Source organism: Pseudarthrobacter sp. IC2-21 (assembly GCF_034048115.1).
Lineage (GTDB): Bacteria > Actinomycetota > Actinomycetes > Actinomycetales > Micrococcaceae > Arthrobacter > Arthrobacter naphthalenicus.
Genome location: NZ_CP139145.1, coordinates 3,779,499 through 3,796,945 on the forward strand (window position 1 = coordinate 3,779,499; position 17,447 = coordinate 3,796,945).

At 63.7% G+C, this 17,447-nt stretch carries 16 protein-coding genes; 5 read left to right on the forward strand and 11 right to left on the reverse strand.

Going from position 1 to position 17,447, the window contains the following annotated elements:
- Positions 1-165: 165 nt before the first annotated feature.
- Positions 166-822: a YcnI family protein gene (locus SBP01_RS17480; protein WP_320538378.1), complete on the forward strand. Its 657-nt coding sequence runs from the start codon at positions 166-168 to the stop codon at positions 820-822.
- A gap of 111 nt (positions 823-933) precedes the next feature.
- Here SBP01_RS17480 and SBP01_RS17485 read toward each other — a convergent pair whose 3' ends face one another.
- On the reverse strand, positions 934-1,521 hold the full coding sequence (locus SBP01_RS17485; RefSeq protein ID WP_320536710.1) for a TetR/AcrR family transcriptional regulator: 588 nt from the start codon (positions 1,519-1,521) through the stop codon (positions 934-936).
- A 258-nt stretch (positions 1,522-1,779) separates the two neighbouring features.
- On the opposite strand from SBP01_RS17485, the gene SBP01_RS17490 reads away from it, so the two are divergent.
- Positions 1,780-2,163 carry a cupin domain-containing protein gene (locus SBP01_RS17490; RefSeq protein WP_320536711.1) on the forward strand — a complete coding sequence of 128 codons (384 nt, stop codon included), beginning with the start codon at positions 1,780-1,782 and terminating at the stop codon, positions 2,161-2,163.
- A gap of 222 nt (positions 2,164-2,385) precedes the next feature.
- The gene (locus tag SBP01_RS17495) at positions 2,386-2,643 is read left to right on the forward strand and encodes a cupin domain-containing protein (protein ID WP_320538379.1); all 258 of its coding nucleotides are present in this window, start codon (positions 2,386-2,388) and stop codon (positions 2,641-2,643) included.
- 519 nt (positions 2,644-3,162) lie between these two features.
- Here the strand turns inward: SBP01_RS17495 and betT are convergent.
- Together betT and SBP01_RS17505 are read right to left on the reverse strand one after the other, a co-directional pair.
- Positions 3,163-5,256, reverse strand: a complete 2,094-nt coding sequence (gene betT / locus SBP01_RS17500; protein ID WP_320536712.1) for a choline BCCT transporter BetT — start codon at positions 5,254-5,256, stop codon at positions 3,163-3,165.
- 665 nt (positions 5,257-5,921) lie between these two features.
- Positions 5,922-6,302: a cupin domain-containing protein gene (locus SBP01_RS17505; protein WP_320536704.1), complete on the reverse strand. Its 381-nt coding sequence runs from the start codon at positions 6,300-6,302 to the stop codon at positions 5,922-5,924.
- Positions 6,303-6,919: 617 nt separating this feature from the next.
- Here SBP01_RS17505 and SBP01_RS17510 point away from each other — a divergent pair.
- Positions 6,920-7,825, forward strand: coding sequence for an SRPBCC family protein (locus tag SBP01_RS17510; RefSeq protein ID WP_320536713.1), 906 nt, complete (start codon positions 6,920-6,922; stop codon positions 7,823-7,825).
- A gap of 290 nt (positions 7,826-8,115) precedes the next feature.
- Here the strand turns inward: SBP01_RS17510 and SBP01_RS17515 are convergent, their stop codons facing one another.
- The 8 genes from SBP01_RS17515 to paaZ form a co-directional block, all read right to left on the reverse strand.
- A complete protein-coding gene (locus SBP01_RS17515) occupies positions 8,116-9,447 on the reverse strand; it encodes an MFS transporter (RefSeq protein WP_320536714.1) in 1,332 nt (443 codons plus the stop codon).
- Between the two features lie 159 nt (positions 9,448-9,606).
- Positions 9,607-10,398 carry an enoyl-CoA hydratase/isomerase family protein gene (locus tag SBP01_RS17520; protein WP_320536715.1) on the reverse strand — a complete coding sequence of 264 codons (792 nt, stop codon included), beginning with the start codon at positions 10,396-10,398 and terminating at the stop codon, positions 9,607-9,609.
- 65 nt (positions 10,399-10,463) lie between these two features.
- Positions 10,464-11,705: a 1,2-phenylacetyl-CoA epoxidase subunit PaaE gene (paaE, locus tag SBP01_RS17525; RefSeq protein WP_275214878.1), complete on the reverse strand. Its 1,242-nt coding sequence runs from the start codon at positions 11,703-11,705 to the stop codon at positions 10,464-10,466.
- Positions 11,706-11,714: 9 nt separating this feature from the next.
- Positions 11,715-12,218, reverse strand: coding sequence for a 1,2-phenylacetyl-CoA epoxidase subunit PaaD (gene paaD / locus SBP01_RS17530; RefSeq protein ID WP_320536716.1), 504 nt, complete (start codon positions 12,216-12,218; stop codon positions 11,715-11,717).
- A 5-nt stretch (positions 12,219-12,223) separates the two neighbouring features.
- The gene (gene paaC / locus SBP01_RS17535) at positions 12,224-13,087 is read right to left on the reverse strand and encodes a 1,2-phenylacetyl-CoA epoxidase subunit PaaC (RefSeq protein ID WP_414004309.1); all 864 of its coding nucleotides are present in this window, start codon (positions 13,085-13,087) and stop codon (positions 12,224-12,226) included.
- 74 nt (positions 13,088-13,161) lie between these two features.
- Positions 13,162-13,554 carry a 1,2-phenylacetyl-CoA epoxidase subunit PaaB gene (gene paaB, locus SBP01_RS17540; RefSeq protein ID WP_275214875.1) on the reverse strand — a complete coding sequence of 131 codons (393 nt, stop codon included), beginning with the start codon at positions 13,552-13,554 and terminating at the stop codon, positions 13,162-13,164.
- Positions 13,551-14,576, reverse strand: coding sequence for a 1,2-phenylacetyl-CoA epoxidase subunit PaaA (gene paaA, locus SBP01_RS17545; RefSeq protein WP_275214874.1), 1,026 nt, complete (start codon positions 14,574-14,576; stop codon positions 13,551-13,553). Before paaA ends, paaB begins: the two co-directional genes overlap by 4 nt.
- A 108-nt stretch (positions 14,577-14,684) precedes the next feature.
- Positions 14,685-16,796, reverse strand: a complete 2,112-nt coding sequence (paaZ, locus tag SBP01_RS17550; RefSeq protein ID WP_320536719.1) for a phenylacetic acid degradation bifunctional protein PaaZ — start codon at positions 16,794-16,796, stop codon at positions 14,685-14,687.
- Between the two features lie 141 nt (positions 16,797-16,937).
- Between paaZ and SBP01_RS17555 the strand changes: the two genes are divergently transcribed.
- Positions 16,938-17,405, forward strand: a complete 468-nt coding sequence (locus SBP01_RS17555) for a PaaI family thioesterase (RefSeq protein ID WP_320536720.1) — start codon at positions 16,938-16,940, stop codon at positions 17,403-17,405.
- The last annotated feature ends 42 nt before the right edge of the window (positions 17,406-17,447 follow it).

Here is a 17,447-nt window from a genome sequence, read left to right on the forward strand (position 1 = left end):
AGACTGACTGAGCGCAGCAGACCCGGGGCCTTCCGTTTACCACCGCGGGAGGCCCCGGCACCAACAAATCGGGCGTTACCTTCACTGAGAAAGGCCTTCACCATGAACTCGTCAACCCTCCGCAGGGCCCGCGCTGCAGCGGTTCTTACTGTTGGCGCCTCTTTTATGGCCCTTGGCACCGCAGTGGCATCCGCTCACGTCAGTGTGACACCGGATTCCACATCTGCAGATGGTTTCGCTCAACTGACGTTCAAGGTTCCCAATGAGTCCCAAACAGCCAAGACATCCAAACTGACAGTCACTCTCCCGGCCGATACGCCCTTCACGTCGGTGTCGGTCCAACCGATGGATGGCTGGACGGTTGAGGTGCTGGACGCAGAACTTGCAGCTCCCATAACTGTCAAGGGAGCCACCATCACAAAGGCACCGGCCTCGGTCGTGTGGACGGCTGACGAGACACACCAGATATCCCAGAGGCAGTACCAGACTTTTTCCATCTCAGTAGGCCGGTTGCCACGCGAAGGCACTACATTGCTGCTGCCGGCAGCCCAGACATACTCCGACGGGACCGTGGTCAACTGGAGCGAGGTGACAGTTGCCGGGCAGGATAAACCGGCGCATCCTGCGCCGTCCTTTATCACCACGCTTCCCCTAGGCGACCACGGGGCTCACGCACCCGCAGATCTGGAGGCCACCTCGTCAGTATCCCCGGACAGCGGTGCTGCAGCCGCAGGATGGACGGGACTCGGAGCTGGCATCCTGGGCCTCGCCGCAGGCGCGAGCGCACTGGCAAGGACCCGCCGAGCGGACGCAAAGGGCTAGCGCCACAGGCTGGAACGGGTACCTGGCCCGGGCCTTCCTTGGCCAACCCTAAGAGCGTGAATACCCCCGCCTCCCGGATAGCGGGGCACCCACGGCGTGGACAGCCCGCACTTATACGCCGGCCTTCAACAGGAGGGCGTCAATCATCATAAAGAACTGTGCGCGGTGGTCGATGGCCTTCGGGTCTGTCATGTACTGAATGGCCGCACCGTCGTAAATCATCAGAAAGATCCGCACCAGGGCGTCGAATTCCAGGCTGCACTCGTCACCGGCGCTCTGCGCAGCGGAGGAGAAGATATTTCCCAGCTCCACCTCATAGGCCGGATAAATTTTCGCCGCCAAGGGACTTACACCAGCATTGCGTGTCGCCCACAAAATGAGTTCAATCTCAGAAAGTATGCTTTCCGGCTCTTCCTCCAGCGCGCGCCAGTAGCCTTCAGCGACTTGTTCCACAGCCTTTCGAAGTCCCAAATGGACCGAAACGCCACTGGAGAAGCGACTCAAGTTTTTAAACCAAGCCTCAGCGGCAGCCTCCATCAGTTCTTCTTTATTGCTGAAACAATAATGCGCCGTTGCCAATGGAGCGTTCGCTTCCTTGGCTATCGCCCGAATGGTTACGGACTGGACACCCTCACGACGCATCAGTTTCACTGTCGCTGAAATAAGTTGTTCTTTTCGATCTTCCGCGGATACTCTCATGGCTCACTCTCCAGGGTCCCGTTTCGGCCCGCAGGGACACTTCCTTAACACTATGGGTTGTAAACAGGAAAAAGTTTCAAGATCTCCTTCTCGAACGATTGACTTGAACATCCGTCCATGTAAAAGTATTTAGATCACAGTGACCTGCATCACGCAGATGCGATGTCACTAGCTTCATCAAAGCATGTCGCAATGCAGACTTCCCCGCAGAGGAAACGGTGAAAGACAATGGTCACAACCACCCCCCACCCCACGTCAATGAAGACGACGACGGACACGATAGATTTCTGGCCGGCGCAGTCCATGGCCCCCATGAAAGATCACTGGCAGGGCCTGCGCTGCAGGTTCATAAACGCCCTTCCAGTCGGCCCATGGGATGACTTCATCCTCTCAGAATGGGAACTGGAGGCCTGCGCCTGGGAGGATTTTCATCCACACAGCGAAACGAACTACGTACTGGAAGGTGAGCTCCACATTGAGAGCGGCGGGGAGACCGTCGTTCTCAAGCCTGGCGATTCAGCGCGTGTGAATCCCGGACAGATCGGCCGCTACCGGGCACCTGTCTACGCGCGGATGGTCACCATTTACGGCCCCAATCCCCAGGGCGCAGAATCGCATTCCTTCCGCTACTACGAAATCTGAGCGCGCTAACCGGACTGCACGTTCGAAGGAATTTTTGCGCGTGGCGGTTGCCAGCAACGCTGGCACCAACACCTGAACCAGAATACTGGACCGATAGCACCCGTGAAAGGGCAACTAATGACACAAAAGACAGCCTCCATCTCAGCGACTCTTATTCGAGACGCGCAGAATATAACGGAACTCGAAAATTGGGGTCCCTGCCCGGAAGCAACCGGAAAGCAGATGAATACTCGTGGGCACTACTTGTGGAAAAATGAGGATGGCGCCGAATCCGGCATCTGGGAATGCACGGAAGGTCCCTCTCGCTGGGTTCTTGAAACAAACGAGTTTGTGCACGTACTAACAGGATCCATGACCATTACCCCCGACGACGGGGAACCCCAGTTCGTTGGTCCTGGCGACACCGTCTTCATTCCCAGGGGATGGAGTGGCAACTGGGAACTTCACGAGACGTTGCGCAAGCTTTACGTCATCTTCTGATAGCCGCAGGATTCGCCCGGATCCGAGCGGGCAGCCCGCCTGCGGGGCTTGTCCTGCCGGAATAAGCCTTTTCACACCGTACCCAGCGGCCACAGCCGCTGGGTACGGCTTTGTTTAAAGCCTGCAGCGAGAGAAGCATGATCGTACTTCGCTTAGTTGTTCCCTTGTCCCGCCCATCAGCGCCACAGTTGCCCGCCGGAAGGCCCCATCGGCACAGGCTGCATCCCCGGCCGCGGCTTCGGCTCCCGGGCGAATAGCCTGCCGCCTAAGCCCTTGTGGTGGCGTCCGTCCCTGACTCGGCGGACAGGTCAGGCGCCCCGCACTGCAGGTCCGGCGTCCGGCGTTCGGGCTGCGCGTCCGGCGCCCGGCCGCCGCGGAGGCGGCGAATATGCCTTAACACCGAAACGACCATGGTGGGCGATGAAGCCGCCCACCATGGTCGTCTTAAACCGTACTGCCACTCCGTGACGCGGACCGTCGTCGGGCCTTCGTCTTAGGACTTCCCAGTACGGCCTCCGCCTAGGCGAGGGAGCCCGCTGCCGGCGGGACCGGCGGAGTGATGAGCGAAGGGTGGTCATACGCGCTGGAGTATGTCAGAAAGCCCAGGTGGGCCTCGTAGCGTTCCAGGACGTCCTCCATGATCTGTTCGTGCGTCATGCCCATCAGGTCATAGCCCTCCGACCCGGTCTGTGCAAAGACCTCGATTCGGTAGTAAACGTGACTGTCACGATGGTTGTGCCGGCCGAATTTCGGCACCGGGGCTTCCACCGCCTCAACTTGATAATGGAAATCGCGGTGGTCGGGAATGGTTACCACCAGAGCATGGCTGGGCACGCCGGTATGTTCGTTCGGGATGGTTTCCAGGGTTGCTTCATGGCCCTGCTGGATGAACTCCTTGAGGGCGTCTGCCAGCGCCGGTTGCCCGGTGGCTTCCATAAAGGTGGCAGCTTCCTTCTTGGACGGGTATGAGCGAATCCGCGCCAGCCGCTGACCCCAGGTGCGCTCTGTCGCATGGCCGCCGTGCACTGCCGTAGAACGCCGACCCTGGATTCGACCCTCACGTTCGGCTTTCTCCATCCGCAACGCCTTGGTGAACGAGGCCATCACCAGCCAGGCGATGATCGTTACCGGGAGGGCGAAGATCAGCGTGGCGTGTTCCATGGTGCTCACGCCACCAGCGACCAACATTGCGATGGTCAGCACGGCGGTGAGGATGGCCCAGAAGACGCGGAGCCACTTAGCCCCGTCCTGTCCGGGATCCTTGATCGTGGAGGAGAAGTTAGACATCATCATGGCGCCGGAGTTGGCGCTGGTGAGATAGAACAGCATGCCGGACAGGGTGCCCAGGCCGATCAGGAATGAGGCTCCGGGGAACATCCCCAGCAGGGCGTACCAGCCCTGTTCCGGGCTGTCCACGGCCAATTTCGCGAACTCCATGTTTCCACCCAGGACTTGCGACATCGCGCTGTTGCCGAAGATGCTCACAATCAGGAAGTCGCATAACACCGGGGCGGTAATGGCAGCAATCACGAACTCCCGCAGCGTCCTGCCACGCGAGATCCGGGCCAGGAACAGGCCCACGAATGGGCCCCAAGCCAGCCAGAACGCCCAGAAGAACAGCGTCCAGCCGCCCATCCATTCCGAACCGCCCTCCTGGTAGGCAAGTGTCTGCAGGGTCCGTTCGGGCATCGTGAAGACAAACCGGCCGATATTCTCCACCAAAGAGTTCAACAGGAACGAGGTCTGGCCCGTCACGACGATGTACAGCAGCAAGGCCGCGGCGCTCCAGATGTTAAGTTCCGCGACCCAGCGGATCGCTTTGTCGACACCGGATGTGCACGCGGCGATGGTCAGTATGACGGCGACAATCACCAGTGCGATCTGGAGTGCCAGGCCCTGCTCCAGGCCGAACATGATGGCAAAACCAACGTTCAGCAGCACAACCCCGATCCCCATGGCCGTGGCCACACCGAAGACGGTTCCTACCAGGGTCACGATGTCAATGGCGTCGCCGACGCCGCCGCGCACGCGCTTACCGAGCAGCGGGTACAGGGCAGACCTGATGGAGAGCGGCATGCCCCACCGGTAAGCAAAATAGCCCATGGCCATTCCGAGGAGCGCGTACATGGCCCAGCCAGCTACCCCGTAGTGGAACATGGTCCACACCACCGCGTCCTGGGCAGCTGCGGCCGTCTGGCCTACGCCCGCCGGCGGCGTCATGTACTGAGTGATGGGTTCGGTCACGGAGTAGAAGAGCATGTCGATGCCCACGCCGGAGGCGAACAGGTAGGCGACCCAGGTGAAGAGCTTGTACTGGGGGCGAGAGTGGTCCGGGCCGAGCCGGACCGAGCCGACCTTGGACAGAGCCACCCACAGGACAAACCCGATTACTACGGTAACCGTGACGACGTAAAACCAGCCGAGGTTTTTCGCGATCCAGGACACGACAGTCTTCATGGTGGCGTCGGCGGTACCTGGAGCCAGCATGGCCCAGAGGGAGAAGGCGATGACGATGGCTGAAGCGATGATGAAAACACGCCAGTTGACCTTGGGACCGCGGTCCTCAAGAGGGACGGCGGTGTCCGGTTCGGTGTCTTTGACAGTGATACTCAAGGGTCCAACTCCAATTCTTGGTCCAGGCTGCTAAAACGCAGCAATCATGGTGGTGTTCGCGGCCGTTCCTGGTCGGTCGGGTAGAGATCCGGTGCAAGGGGTACCCTCGGAGCGGGGACAGGGAGCATTTGCAGCGGATGCCTGACGGCACACGCAGGCGCTTTGCTTCCCTGTTCCAACGAGGATTTCCAGCAACGAAACGCCGGCCGGAACTTCCAATCTGATGCCGCTGCGAGCCAGGTTCATTGCGAACCGTCAGCCCTCGTCAACTTCGGCCATGCCGAAGGCTTATATACGGCCGGCCATTCGACCGGCCATTCGACCGGCCGGGATCACGGACAAGCGGGAATCAGAATCATTTGGGGGCGGCGGGAACAGGCAAGGATGGGGTTCGCCGGGCCACCAATTCAAGGCGGTATGAAGCCTAAAACGGGTCACTTGCGTGAGGGATACATCGCCGGGCCGGCCAGCGACGCCGTCGACATTGAAGGCGCAGTTGGTCATTCGTCCGGGTGATGCGTGGAACGCGAGCGGGGGTTACGTCTGTCGCCCAATCGGCGGCCCGAAGGTGTTCCCATGGGACACCAAAGTTGGTGGACTGCCATCCCCCGGTCTAGCGGCCCGCGCCCTGCCCATGGCGTGGTTGCGGGCCGCATGGCGGGTCCTTACGGGTTGAAGGTGCGGTCGCCGGCGAAGAACCCCAGGCCGTACTCGGGGGTTTCGAACTTCACGGTGGTGCCCTTGGGGAAGAACAGCACGTCGCGTTCCTTGGCGTGCGTGACTTCGCCGGTGCTCTGGTCCGTGAGGATGAATTCTCCCTTGATGACAACCTTCATCTCGTCATAGGTGTACGTGTAGACGAGGGGCTCGGACGCCTTCAGTTCGAAGAAGCCGGCACACATGACCGATCCTTCGGGGTTGTGCAGGGAATCTCCGATCGCGGAGATGGTCCCCGGCTCATTCATCGACGGCAGGCCGATGAAGCCGTTTTCAACCTTGTGGATGGATCCGGCCTTGCTCAAAGTGCCTACGAGAGTGGTTTCCATGATGTCTCCTAAAAATAGTGTCTTGAAAGATTTGTCAGAGCTGTTCGTCTTTGGCAGGGCTGTTCAATCTTTTGGTGCACATAAGACTGCATTGAAGAACCGGGTTGAAGCCCCTGGGGCTCCTTGAGGGATCACCTGCGAACCCGAAGTTTGTAACTTTCATCAACCGGCCGAGCTCTGCTCTGAGCCCTTTCGATGTGATAACGATCACGTTGTCCGTCCCACAAACTTTGACATGAACATCAGTTCAAGTCAATCGTTCAAGACAACATTTCGACAGCTTTCTTCCCCAACGCGACGATTGAAAAGCCCCCAGTGCGGCGGGTTCAGTTTCGGGGTTGCCGGATGTGCCCATCGGGAGCCCCCCGCCCCCAAAGAGGGCAGCGCGGTGCGCGGCGGAGTGGAGAGCGCGACTTCCGCGAGCGGCCGGGTAGTCGACGTCCAGGGCGCCCTGCTCGCCAGTCAGAGTCTCCGCGCCGCTGATTGCTGGCCCGACTCCCAGCTTTGGCCCGCGCCGCCAGGGTTGACCTCGATGCCGCCCCGGACGATATGCTAAGCATGCTGATGAATTGATTACGTCCTTCATCAGGTCCGGTTCTACTCTCGAAGGAGATGTTATGAGCACGAAGGTGGAGAAGCGCATTTTGGTTAACGTGCCGGTGAGCACGGCTTACAACCAGTGGACGCAGTTCGAAGAATTCCCGCACTTCATGGGCGGGGTAAAGAGCGTGAAGCAGACCAGCGACGACCGGCTGGAATGGGTAGCGGAGATCGCCGGGGTCCGCAGGCAGTGGACCGCGAAGGTGCTGGAGCAGATCCCCGACCGCAAGGTCGCCTGGGCAGCCACCGAAGGCGCCACAAATGCCGGAGCGGTGGAGTTCGAGGACGTGGGCGGTGGCCAAACCTCGCTGCGGCTCACCCTCGAATACGATCCCGAGGGCATCGTCGAAAAGGTCGGCGACAAATTAAATGTTGTTGACCGCCAGGCCGAAGCTGACCTGCACCGGTTCAAGGAGTTTATTGAGGACGAGGGCTATGCCAGCGGCGCCTGGCGCGGTTCGGTCAACGAGGGCGCGTCCGTAGGTACCCCGGGAGTCGAGGATGCCGGCGCCTCACGCGGCGATTCGGGCAAGGCGGGCATTTCCGGCAAGGTGGCAGCAGCGGCAGGAGTGGCAGCAGTTGCCGGCGCCGCCGCGGCCATGAAGGCGGGCAGCAAGGACTCATCCGAGACCCGGGATGCGGCTTCTCCTGGGGCGCCGGTCACCGCTGAGCCGGTGCCGATCCAGCATGTGCCCGCCAATTCAGTGACCAGTACGACGTCGGATCTTGGCGCCGGGGGTGACGCCACCGTGGGCGGCGCGGACCGCGCCCCGGGGCATCCCTTCGACCAGACCAATGGCCTGGTGGACTTCGAGGGTGAATCCGACGGAACGGCCGAGGGTGAGATCCGCAGCGCGGCCAAGCGTCGCGAGGAGCCCGGTCCCGGGCCGATTCCTCCGCTTGGCGGAACCGCTGAGCGCTGACCACCCCTGCGAAACTGGCCGCGGCCGCTAACCGGAACGGCCCGGCTCCCGCACTGCAAGTGACGGGGCGGAGCCGCCGTCGGGCGCTCTTTGACTGGAAGCCCCCGCGCGAGGTGAACTCGAGCGCGGGGGCTTCCATGGTTTCGTTGGGGGGAAACCGAAACCGAAACAAATGTACCGGCTGCCAACCGGCACCCGGGCGGCCACAGGCCGGCGGGGCGAAATCTTGACTGAACCTTGAGCCGGCGGGGGTGGAGCCCTAAGGCGCCACCCCCGCCGGCCGCGCGGAATCAGTGGTGGCTGACACCCAGCGGACGGCCCTTGGTCTCCTTGGCGAGCAGGACGCCGATGGCCGAGATGACGCAGAGGATCATGATGTAGATACCGATGGAGCCAGTCCATTTGGTGCTCTGCAACAGGGTCTCAGCGATGGTGGCGGCGAACGCGCCGCCCAGGATCGCACCGAATGCGTAGCCGATGGAGATGCCCGAGTAGCGCACGTTGGCCGGGAACATTTCGGCGTACATGGCGGACATCGGGCCGTAGGAGAGGCCCAGGCCGACGGTCAGGACGAACAGCGCCACGCCGTAGAGCATAATGTCCTTGGTGTCGATCAGGGCGAACATCGGGATCATCCAGGCGAAGACGATGGCGTAGCCGATCAGGAAGGTCTTTACCCGGCCGATCTTGTCGGAGAGCCAGCCTCCCACCAGCGTGAAGATCAACCACCCGAAGGAAGCCAGGGTGGTGGCGAGCAGGATCTGCGCCACCGGCATCTTCAGCGACTTGGTGGCGTAGGAGATGAAGAACGCGATCAGGAGGTAGCCGGCGGCGTTGTTGCCGATGAAGATCATGGTGGAGTACAGCACCGGCAGCTTGTGGTTCCGGATCAGTTCGCCCAGCGGCGCCTTGCTCTCTTCCTTGCGGTCCTGCATCTCCTTGAAGACGGGGCTCTCGGCGACCGCCCGGCGGATCAGGTATCCCACCACGATCAGCACGATCGAGAGCAGGAACGGCATCCGCCAGCCCCACGCGGCGAAGTCTTCCTTGGACATGGACGTGTTGAGGAAGTACAGCAGGCCGGTGGCCAGGATCATGCCGACCGGAACACCGATCTGCGGGTAGGCGCCGAACAGGCCGCGCTTGCTCATCGGTGCGTGCTCAACAGCCATCAGGGCTGCACCGCCCCATTCACCGCCGGCCGAGAAGCCCTGGATGACGCGGAGCAGGATCAGCAGGACAGGAGCCCAGAAGCCGATCTGTGCGTACGTGGGCAGCATGCCGATCAGCGCCGTAGCGGCGCCCATCATGATCAGCGTGAAGACCAGCATGGCCTTCCGGCCCAGGCGGTCACCCAGGTGGCCGGCGACGATCGCTCCCAGCGGGCGGAACAGGAAGCTGATGCCGATCAGGGCAAAGGACAGGATCTGCGCAAGGCCGGGGTTGGACTCGTTCAGCGGGGCAAGGAACAGCGGGGACAGCAGCGTTGCCGTCAGCTGGGCGAAGATGAAGAAGTCGTACCACTCGATGGTGGTGCCCACGAGGGTCCCCGCAAGGACTTTTCGTTCCTCGTGTTTGCTGCTGGGACCCGACTCTGAATCGACGTGTGAAGTTGCGGTCATTGGAACTCCATGGCTGGGGCAGCACTGCTGCCTGGGGATGAGGGTCGAGAGATTTACTGATCGAACGTTCAGTTACTCTAGATAATACATGGATGTGGCCCGGAACACAGCTAAATCTTTTGAGGCGTGGGCCAACCCGCAAAACGGCGCCAGTTGGCGCTAGCCCGCCACCGTTCCGGTGAACACGGGAGTCCGCTTTTCCTGGAAGGCGCGGAAGCCTTCGGCGTAGTCCTCGCTCTTGCACAGCCGCGCCTGCTCGGCGTTCTCCTCCGCCATGGCATCCCAGAGGCCCAGCCGCTGGTCGCGGATGTGTGCCACCAGTTCCTTGCTGGCTGTGAACGCACCGGTGGCGCCTTCGGCCACCCGGGCCACGATCTCCCGCGTGCCCGTCAGTAGCTCGTCAGCGGGCATGGCCCGGCTGAACATTCCCTGAGCCACGGCCTCTGCCCCGGAAATCAGGTCAGCGGTGTAGATCAGATCCAGCGTCCGGTGCATGCCCAGCCGCTCCGTGAAGTACCAGTGTCCGCCCGAATCCAGCGTGGCCCCCAGCTTCGCGAACGGCGAGCCGAACTTGGCGTTCTCCGCCACGTACACCACATCGGTGGCCAGGAGCAGACCCAGGCCCACGCCCAGGCAGGCGCCCTGCGCGGCAGCGAACGTGGGCGCCGGGAACGCGCTCATCTTCTTCAGCAGCGGCTGCACCAGCCCCGCCAGGTACGCCTCGGCGTCGTCGCTTTCCGGCGTAACGTTCTGGATGTCCCGGCCCGCACAGAAGGCGCGGCCCTCTCCCCTGAGCAACAACGCCCGCACCTCACCGCGCGCGGCGGCGGCAGCAGCGTCGTCGTACGCCTTGGACAGTTCGCCGAGCGCCTGCTCGTCCAGGGAGTTCAGCTTGTGCGGGGCGTCCAGGACCACTTCGGCGACGTTGTTGGCGATGGAAAGGGAGATCATGGGGCTCCTAGGGTTGGTTCGGAATTAAGGCACGCTGATGTGAAGAGTCCCGGCGATCAACAGGACTAGACGTCGAAGTCGACCATGACTTCCTTGGTGGTGGGGTGGCTCTGGCAGGTCAGCACGTAGCCCTTGTCCAGCTCGTCCTGTTCCAGCGCGTAATTCTCGTCCATGGTCACGCTGCCGGTGACCACCTTGGCGCGGCAGGTGCCGCAGACTCCCCCGGCGCACGCGAACGGCACGTCCGGACGGACCCGCAGTGCGGCGTTGAGGATGGATTCGCGGGCGTGGGTGGGGCTGGCCACCTCGCCCTGAAGACCGTCCAGCTTGAACATAATCTTGTACGTTTCCTTGGACTCGTCCACCAGCACGGGACGGCCGGCGTGGCCCTCCGGCCGGTCCGGCTTGCCCGAGGTGAAGAGTTCAAACCTGACATTGTCCGGGCTGACCCCGCGCTCGGCCAGGGTGTCCCGGCAGAGCTGCACCAGCTCGAACGGCCCGCACAGGAACCACTCGTCCACGTCGTCGGCGTGGATGGCGGTGCCCAGCAGCTGCTGGAGCTTTTCGGCGTCGATCCGGCCGCTGAGCAGCGGCGCGATCCGCTGTTCGCGGGACAGTACGTGGTGGATGGCCAGGCGCTGCGGGTACTTGTCCTTCAGGTCCGCGAGTTCCTCCAGGAACATCACGTCCATGGCGGCCTTGTTGGCGTAGATCAGGTCGAAACGGCTCTCCGGGTTGGCGGCCAGCAGGGTGCGGGCAATCGCGATCACCGGGGTGATGCCGGAACCCGCGGCGATGGCCACGAAGTTTGCCTCGCCGGTGGAAGCGATTTCGCCGGCCAGATCCTCCGGGTGGTTCATGGAGTTCATCCGGTTCTGCTCCACCGCTTTACCGTCGCGGCCGTGCTTGGACACAAACGCGCCCATCGGGCTCATGACGTCCAGGGTGTCCCCGGCCTTCAGCTCGGCGTTGGCCCAGGTGGAGAACAGCCCGCCAAGGTCCTTCTTGACGGCGACGCGGATTTCGCTGCTGCCGTCTTCGAAGCTGCGCGGCTCGGCGCAGATGGAGTAGCTGCGGCGGACCTCGTGCAGCTCGCCGGTCTCGTCCGGCAGCTTGGTGCGGAGGGCCACGTACTGCCCGGGCAGGTAGTCGAACTGGCCGGCGAGTTCGGCCGGAACATGGAAGGAGACTTCAATGGCGTCCTCGGTGAGCCGGCGCACCTCCTTGACGGCGAGCGTGTGGAAGGACGGACGACGGCGGCCGGTGGCCTGCGCCGATTCGGCGGCGGTCTGGCGGACAACAGGCATGGGGTTTCCTTACAGGACTTTGAAGTAGTCGAACGGTTCCTTGCAGTCCTGGCAGACGTACAGCGCCTTGCAGGATGTGGAACCGAAGCGGGTGAGTTCCTTGGTGTTCAGTGACGAGCACTGCGGGCATTTCACGGCCATGGTGAGGCGGATGGGGCCTGCGTGCCGGGCCGCGTCCGAGCGGCCGGTGGGCGGGGCGATCCCGTACTCCTGCAGCTTGGTTTTCCCGGCCTCGGTCATCCAGTCGGTGGTCCACGCCGGGGCGAGGACCAGGTCCACGTCCACGCTGGCGTAGCCTTCCTTGGCGAACGCGGTTTTCAGGTCATCCCGGATGGCATCCATGGCGGGGCAGCCCGAGTAGGTTGGCGTGATGGTGACCCGCACGGCATCGTCCGCGACCTGCACATCCCTCAGGATGCCCAGGTCCGCGATGGTGAGGACCGGGATTTCGGGATCGACCACCGTGGCGGCGATGTCCCAGGCCTTCTGGCTCTGATCTGTCTGGGCAGCCATCACGGTCACCAGCTTGCTCCGGGATGCTCGCGGGCCAGCACCTGCATCTCCGCGAGGATGTAGCCAAGGTGCTCCGAATGCTTGCCGCGCCGGCCGCCGCCGGGTGCGGGGGGAACGTCCGGAGCGTCCAGGTCCGCTTCGGCCAGGACGTCGCCGGTCAGGCGGTCAAAGTCAGCGCGGATTGTGGAGGGCGCGACGCCGGCACCGGACTCCGCGAGGCGGGTCACCAGATCGTCGTCCTCGAACAGTTCGTTGACGTAGGGCCACACCACGTGCAGGCCGTGGATCATCCGTTTCCGCGACTCATCCGTGCCGCCGGCGAGGCGGAGGATCCACTGGGCGCTGTGGTCCCGGTGGTAATCCACTTCCTTCACGGCCTTGGCGGCGATGGCGGCCAGGGTGGCGTCGCTGGACCCGGTGAGCCGGCGGTACAGCTCGAACTGGTAGTAGCTGACCACGAACTGGCGGGCGATGGTGGCCGCGAAGTCGCCGTTGGGCTGCTCAAAGATGTGTGCGGAGCGGAACTCGTGCTCCCGGCGGAAGTAGGCCAGATCGTCCTCGGACTTGGGGGCCCCGTCTTCTCCAAGGGCGCCGCCGGCGTAGGTGAGGAAGCTGCGGGCGTGGCCCAGCTGGTCCAGGGCGATGTTGCCCAGGGCAATGTCCTCTTCCAGTTCGGGTGCGCGGGAGATCCAGTGGCCCAGGCGCTGGGCGAGGATCAGGGCGTCGTCACCCAGGCGCAGCGCATACTCGGCCACGTCCTCGGTGGGCTTGGCCACGCCGGCACGGACCTCGAGGGCAATGTCCTCCGGGCGGAGGGCGTTTCCGGGCGTGATGCGGGTGGCGGAGGCGTTACTCTCGCCACCTCCCATTGGCGCGGCGACGCCGGTGGAGATGTCACCGTGGCCGTGCGTCTCGGTTGCTTCGGTGTTGGTTCCGGGAGCGGTCACAGGTGCTTCACTCCTTCGCTCTTGGTGTAGTAGGTGGCGTGCCGGTAGTCCTTGCCCTGCGGGGATTCGAAGAACGAACCCTTGGAATCCGGATCGCTGGCCGCAATAGCGTCGGCCGGAACCACCCAGATGGACACACCCTCGTTGCGGCGGGTGTACAGGTCACGGGCGTTGCGCAGGGCCATGGCGGCGTCCGGCGCGTGCAGGGAACCGGCATGGACGTGGCTCAGGCCGCGGCTGGACCGGACGAAGACCTCCCAGAGGCCCCAGCCCTGGCGGTGGGCCGCCCGGGTATCGGCGGGCTCTACGACGGGACTGACTTTTTCCGCGCTGCGGTTGATTTCGGTGGCCGAGCTGGCCGGTACTTCCGGGTTGCCGTGGGGGCTCATGCTGCGTATTCCTTCGTCGTCATTGACTGCTTTGCCTGCTGTTTCTCCGCATAAGCGGCCGCTGCTTCACGGACCCAGGCGCCGTCGTCGTGCGCTTCCCTGCGGCGCTCGAGCCGCTGGGCGTTGCAGGGGCCGCGGCCGGCCAGGACCTCGTGGAACTCGTCCCAGTCGAGGGGCCCGTGCTCCCACTTCTTGGTTTCCTCGTTGAAGCGGATTTCCTCATCCGGCAGGGTGAGTCCCAGGACTTTGACCTGCTCCATCATCATGCCGACGAAGCGGTTGCGGAGTTCGTCGTTGCTGAAGCGTTTGATGTTCCAGGCCATGGACTGCTTGGAGTTGGGCGAATCGTCATCCGGCGGCCCGAACATCATCAGGGCCGGGGCGTACCAGCGGTTCACGGCGTCCTGGGCCATCTGCTTCTGCTCGGGCGTGCCGTTGGAGAGTTCCAGCAGGATTTCGAAGCCCTGGCGCTGGTGGAAGGATTCTTCCTTGCAGACGCGGACCATGGCCCGGCCGTAGGGGCCGAAAGAGGCGCGGCAGAGCGGCACCTGGTTGCAGATTGCCGCGCCGTCCACCATCCAGCCGATGGCGCCCATGTCTGCCCAGGTCCGTGCCGGGTAGTTGAAGATGGACGAGTAGCGCGCCTTGCCGGCGATCAGCGCGTCCATCATCTCGTCGCGGGACTGGCCCAGCGTCTCGGCGGCGGAGTAGAGGTACAGCCCGTGGCCTGCCTCGTCCTGGACCTTGGCCATCAGGATGGCCTTGCGCTTCAGGCTGGGGGCCCGGGAAATCCAGTTGGCCTCCGGCTGCATCCCGATGATCTCCGAGTGCGCGTGCTGGGAGATCTGGCGCAGGAGTGTCTTGCGGTACGCCGCAGGCATCCAGTCCTTCGGTTCAATCCGGGAATCATCGGCGATCACCCGGTCAAAATTCGCCTGGCCCTCGGCATCGCGCCGGGCAGCGGCTTCGAGTTCGTCCGGGGACAGCTCAGCGGTCACTGACTGCAGATTCTGCACTGCCATGGTTGCTCCTCTAGCAAAGGCCTCTGAAAGGCGCTCAATTATTTACCGACCGTTCGTTCAGTATATGGGCCGGTGTGGGATGGGGGCAAGTGAACCGGGCTTTTTTATTCAGCCCTTTTCCACGAGCGTGAGGACGTCGTAAGTCGCCACGATCTCGCCGTTCTGGTTGGTCAGCACCGCGTCCCAGGCCACCTCGCCGTACTCGTCCGTTTCGCGCGGGGTGATCTTCTTGGCCGTCAGGGTCACCCTGATGGAGTCGCCGGCCGCCACGGGCGTGATGAAGCGCAGGTTTTCCAGTCCGTAGTTGGCCAGGACCGGGCCCGGAGCCGGCTCCACGAACAGCCCGGCGCCCCAGGCCAGCAGCAGGTAGCCGTGGGCCACAATGCCCGGGAAGAACGGGTTGGCGGCGGCCGCTTCCTGGTTGGTGTGGGCGTAGAAGGTATCACCGGTGGAGTTGGCGAACTTGGTGATTTCCTCGAGGGTCACCTCGCGCAGGTCGGAGCGGATGGCGTCGCCGATGTGCAGCGTGGCCAGCGGCTTCCGGAACGGGTGCTGCCCTTCGGTTTCGAGGGTGAAGTTGCGGTCCGCCCCGGTGTGCCAGATCCCCGTGACGGCGGTGAGCATGTTGGGTGAGCCCTGGATCGCGGTGCGCTGCATGTGGTGCATGACGGAGCGGATGCCGCCCAGTTCCTCGCCGCCGCCGGCGCGGCCGGGGCCGCCGTGGACCAGGTGCGGAACCGGGGAGCCGTGGCCGGTGGAGCTCCGGGCGTCCTCGCGGTTGAGCATCAGGACGCGGCCGTGGTGGGCGGCAATGCCGGTGACCAGTTCCTGGGCCACGGCCGGATCGTTCGTGCAGACGGTGGCCACCAGGGAGCCGCCACCGCGGGCGGCGAGGCGGACGGCGTCGGCCAGGTCCTTGTACCCCACCACCGAGGCAACGGGGCCGAAGGCCTCCAGCGAGTGCAGCGCCTCAGCCTCGGCGTCATCCCAGCCCAGCAGCACCGGTGACATAAACGCGCCACCTTCCACCACGCCGGTGGATCCGTCCGCGGAGGTCACCGACGGCGAATCGAGGGTTCCGTACGTCAGCTCTCCGCCGGCGTCGAGCATGGACTGCACGGCGGCGCGGACGTCCGCGAGCTGCTCCAGGGATGCCAGGGCACCCATGGTGACGCCCTCGGCGCGGGGGTCACCGAGGACAACGCGCTCCTGGATGCGCTTGCCGACGGCGGCGGTCACCGCGGAAACCAGTTCCTGCGGAACGAGGGCGCGGCGGATGGAGGTGCACTTCTGGCCGGCCTTGGCGGTCATCTCGGTGACCACGGACTTGACGAAGGCGTCGAACTCCGGCGTGCCCTCCACCGCGTCCGGGCCCAGGATGGCTGCGTTGAGGGAGTCGGTCTCCGAAGTGAACCGGACGCCGCCCTCCACCACGTTGCGGTGCGACTTGAGGGTCAGCGCGGTGGACGCGGACCCGGTGAAGGCCACCAGGTCGCGGTAGTCCAGGACGTCCAGCAGGCCCCGGACCGAGCCTGAAATGAGCTGCAGCGAACCGGCGGGCAGGATGTTGGATTCGATGATGGCCTTGACCACGGCGGCGGCCACGTAACCGGTGGGGGTGGCGGGCTTGACGATGGTGGGCACCCCGGCGATGAAGGCGGGGGCGAACTTTTCCAGCATGCCCCAGACCGGGAAGTTAAAGGCGTTGATCTGCACGGCGACGCCCGGGATGCGGGTGTAAATGTGCTCGCCGGCGAAGGAACCGTCCTTGGACAGCACTTCCATGGGGCCGTCCACCACTACCTGGGAGTTGGGCAGCTCGCGCCGGCCCTTGGAGCCGAACGTAAACAGCACCCCGATGCCGCCGTCGATGTCGATCATCGAATCGATCTTGGTGGCGCCGGACTGCGCCGAGAAGGTGTAGAAGTGTTCCCGCCGGGCGTTCAGGTACTGGGCGAGCTCCTTGAGCTTGAGCGCGCGCTGGTGGAACGTCAGCTTGCCCAGCTCGGCCTGGCCGGTGGTGCGGCCGTACTCCACGACGGCGGCGAGGTCCAGTCCGTCGGCGCTCACCTTGGCCAGGATCTCGCCGGTGCTCGCATCCCGCACGGGGACAGCGGAGGCTGCCGACCCGGCGTCGGGCGTCCACCAGGAATCCTGCACAAAACTGGGAACGGTCTCTACGGTATCTACGGTGGCTTCTGCAGCTGCGGTGGTGGTCATCGTCGACGGGTCCTTCCAACACGGGGACAAAACGGCAGGGCCAGGTGATTTACTGACCGTCCGTTCGGTAATATGACTACAGTACATGAATGATCGGTGCTGCACACTGAAAAGATCCATGCCCCACAACGAGGACGGCCCATGAACTCCCCCGCCAAGAACGGCTCCGATCCCGCCCCGGAACCCGCCGAACATGCACTCTGGAAAATCACGCTGGGCGAGCTCGACGAAAAGATGGGCGTGAAGATCCTCGAGGAATCTGTGGAGCGCGTCGTGGCCACCATGCCGGTGGAGGGAAACCGGCAGTCGTTCGGATTGCTCCACGGCGGGGCATCCCTGGCCGTGGGCGAGGCCGTGGGATCGTGGGCCGCCGTCATCCACGCCAGCACGCTGGGCAAAACGGCGGTGGGCGTGGACGTTTCCGCCACCCACCACCGCTCGGCGCGCGGGGGCCTGGTCACCATCACGGCCACACCGATTCACCTCGGCGGGACACTGACCACCCATGAAGTGCTGATCACCAACGAGGCCGGTCAGCGGCTCTGCACCCTCCGAATCACCAACATGCTCATGCGGCGCAAGCACCAGCCGGCAACGCCCAACCCTTGACACCGGGCACCCTTGTGGGATTACCTAATGAACATTCGGTAA

Bases quoted from the DNA above. Each gene is read 5' to 3' on its own strand.
- SBP01_RS17495 (WP_320538379.1), top strand. From the start codon at position 2,386: ATGAATACTCGTGGGCACTACTTGTGGAAAAATGAGGATGGCGCCGAA.
- paaA (WP_275214874.1), bottom strand. From the start codon at position 14,576: ATGGCAGTGCAGAATCTGCAGTCAGTGACCGCTGAGCTGTCCCCGGAC.
- paaD (WP_320536716.1), bottom strand. From the start codon at position 12,218: ATGGCTGCCCAGACAGATCAGAGCCAGAAGGCCTGGGACATCGCCGCC.
- paaZ (WP_320536719.1), bottom strand. From the start codon at position 16,796: ATGACCACCACCGCAGCTGCAGAAGCCACCGTAGATACCGTAGAGACC.
- SBP01_RS17485 (WP_320536710.1), bottom strand. From the start codon at position 1,521: ATGAGAGTATCCGCGGAAGATCGAAAAGAACAACTTATTTCAGCGACA.
- SBP01_RS17505 (WP_320536704.1), bottom strand. From the start codon at position 6,302: ATGGAAACCACTCTCGTAGGCACTTTGAGCAAGGCCGGATCCATCCAC.
- SBP01_RS17520 (WP_320536715.1), bottom strand. From the start codon at position 10,398: ATGATCTCCCTTTCCATCGCCAACAACGTCGCCGAAGTGGTCCTGGAC.
- SBP01_RS17490 (WP_320536711.1), top strand. From the start codon at position 1,780: ATGAAGACGACGACGGACACGATAGATTTCTGGCCGGCGCAGTCCATG.
- paaC (WP_414004309.1), bottom strand. From the start codon at position 13,087: ATGGGAGGTGGCGAGAGTAACGCCTCCGCCACCCGCATCACGCCCGGA.
- paaB (WP_275214875.1), bottom strand. From the start codon at position 13,554: ATGAGCCCCCACGGCAACCCGGAAGTACCGGCCAGCTCGGCCACCGAA.
- SBP01_RS17555 (WP_320536720.1), top strand. From the start codon at position 16,938: ATGAACTCCCCCGCCAAGAACGGCTCCGATCCCGCCCCGGAACCCGCC.
- SBP01_RS17480 (WP_320538378.1), top strand. From the start codon at position 166: ATGGCCCTTGGCACCGCAGTGGCATCCGCTCACGTCAGTGTGACACCG.
- SBP01_RS17510 (WP_320536713.1), top strand. From the start codon at position 6,920: ATGAGCACGAAGGTGGAGAAGCGCATTTTGGTTAACGTGCCGGTGAGC.
- SBP01_RS17515 (WP_320536714.1), bottom strand. From the start codon at position 9,447: ATGACCGCAACTTCACACGTCGATTCAGAGTCGGGTCCCAGCAGCAAA.
- paaE (WP_275214878.1), bottom strand. From the start codon at position 11,705: ATGCCTGTTGTCCGCCAGACCGCCGCCGAATCGGCGCAGGCCACCGGC.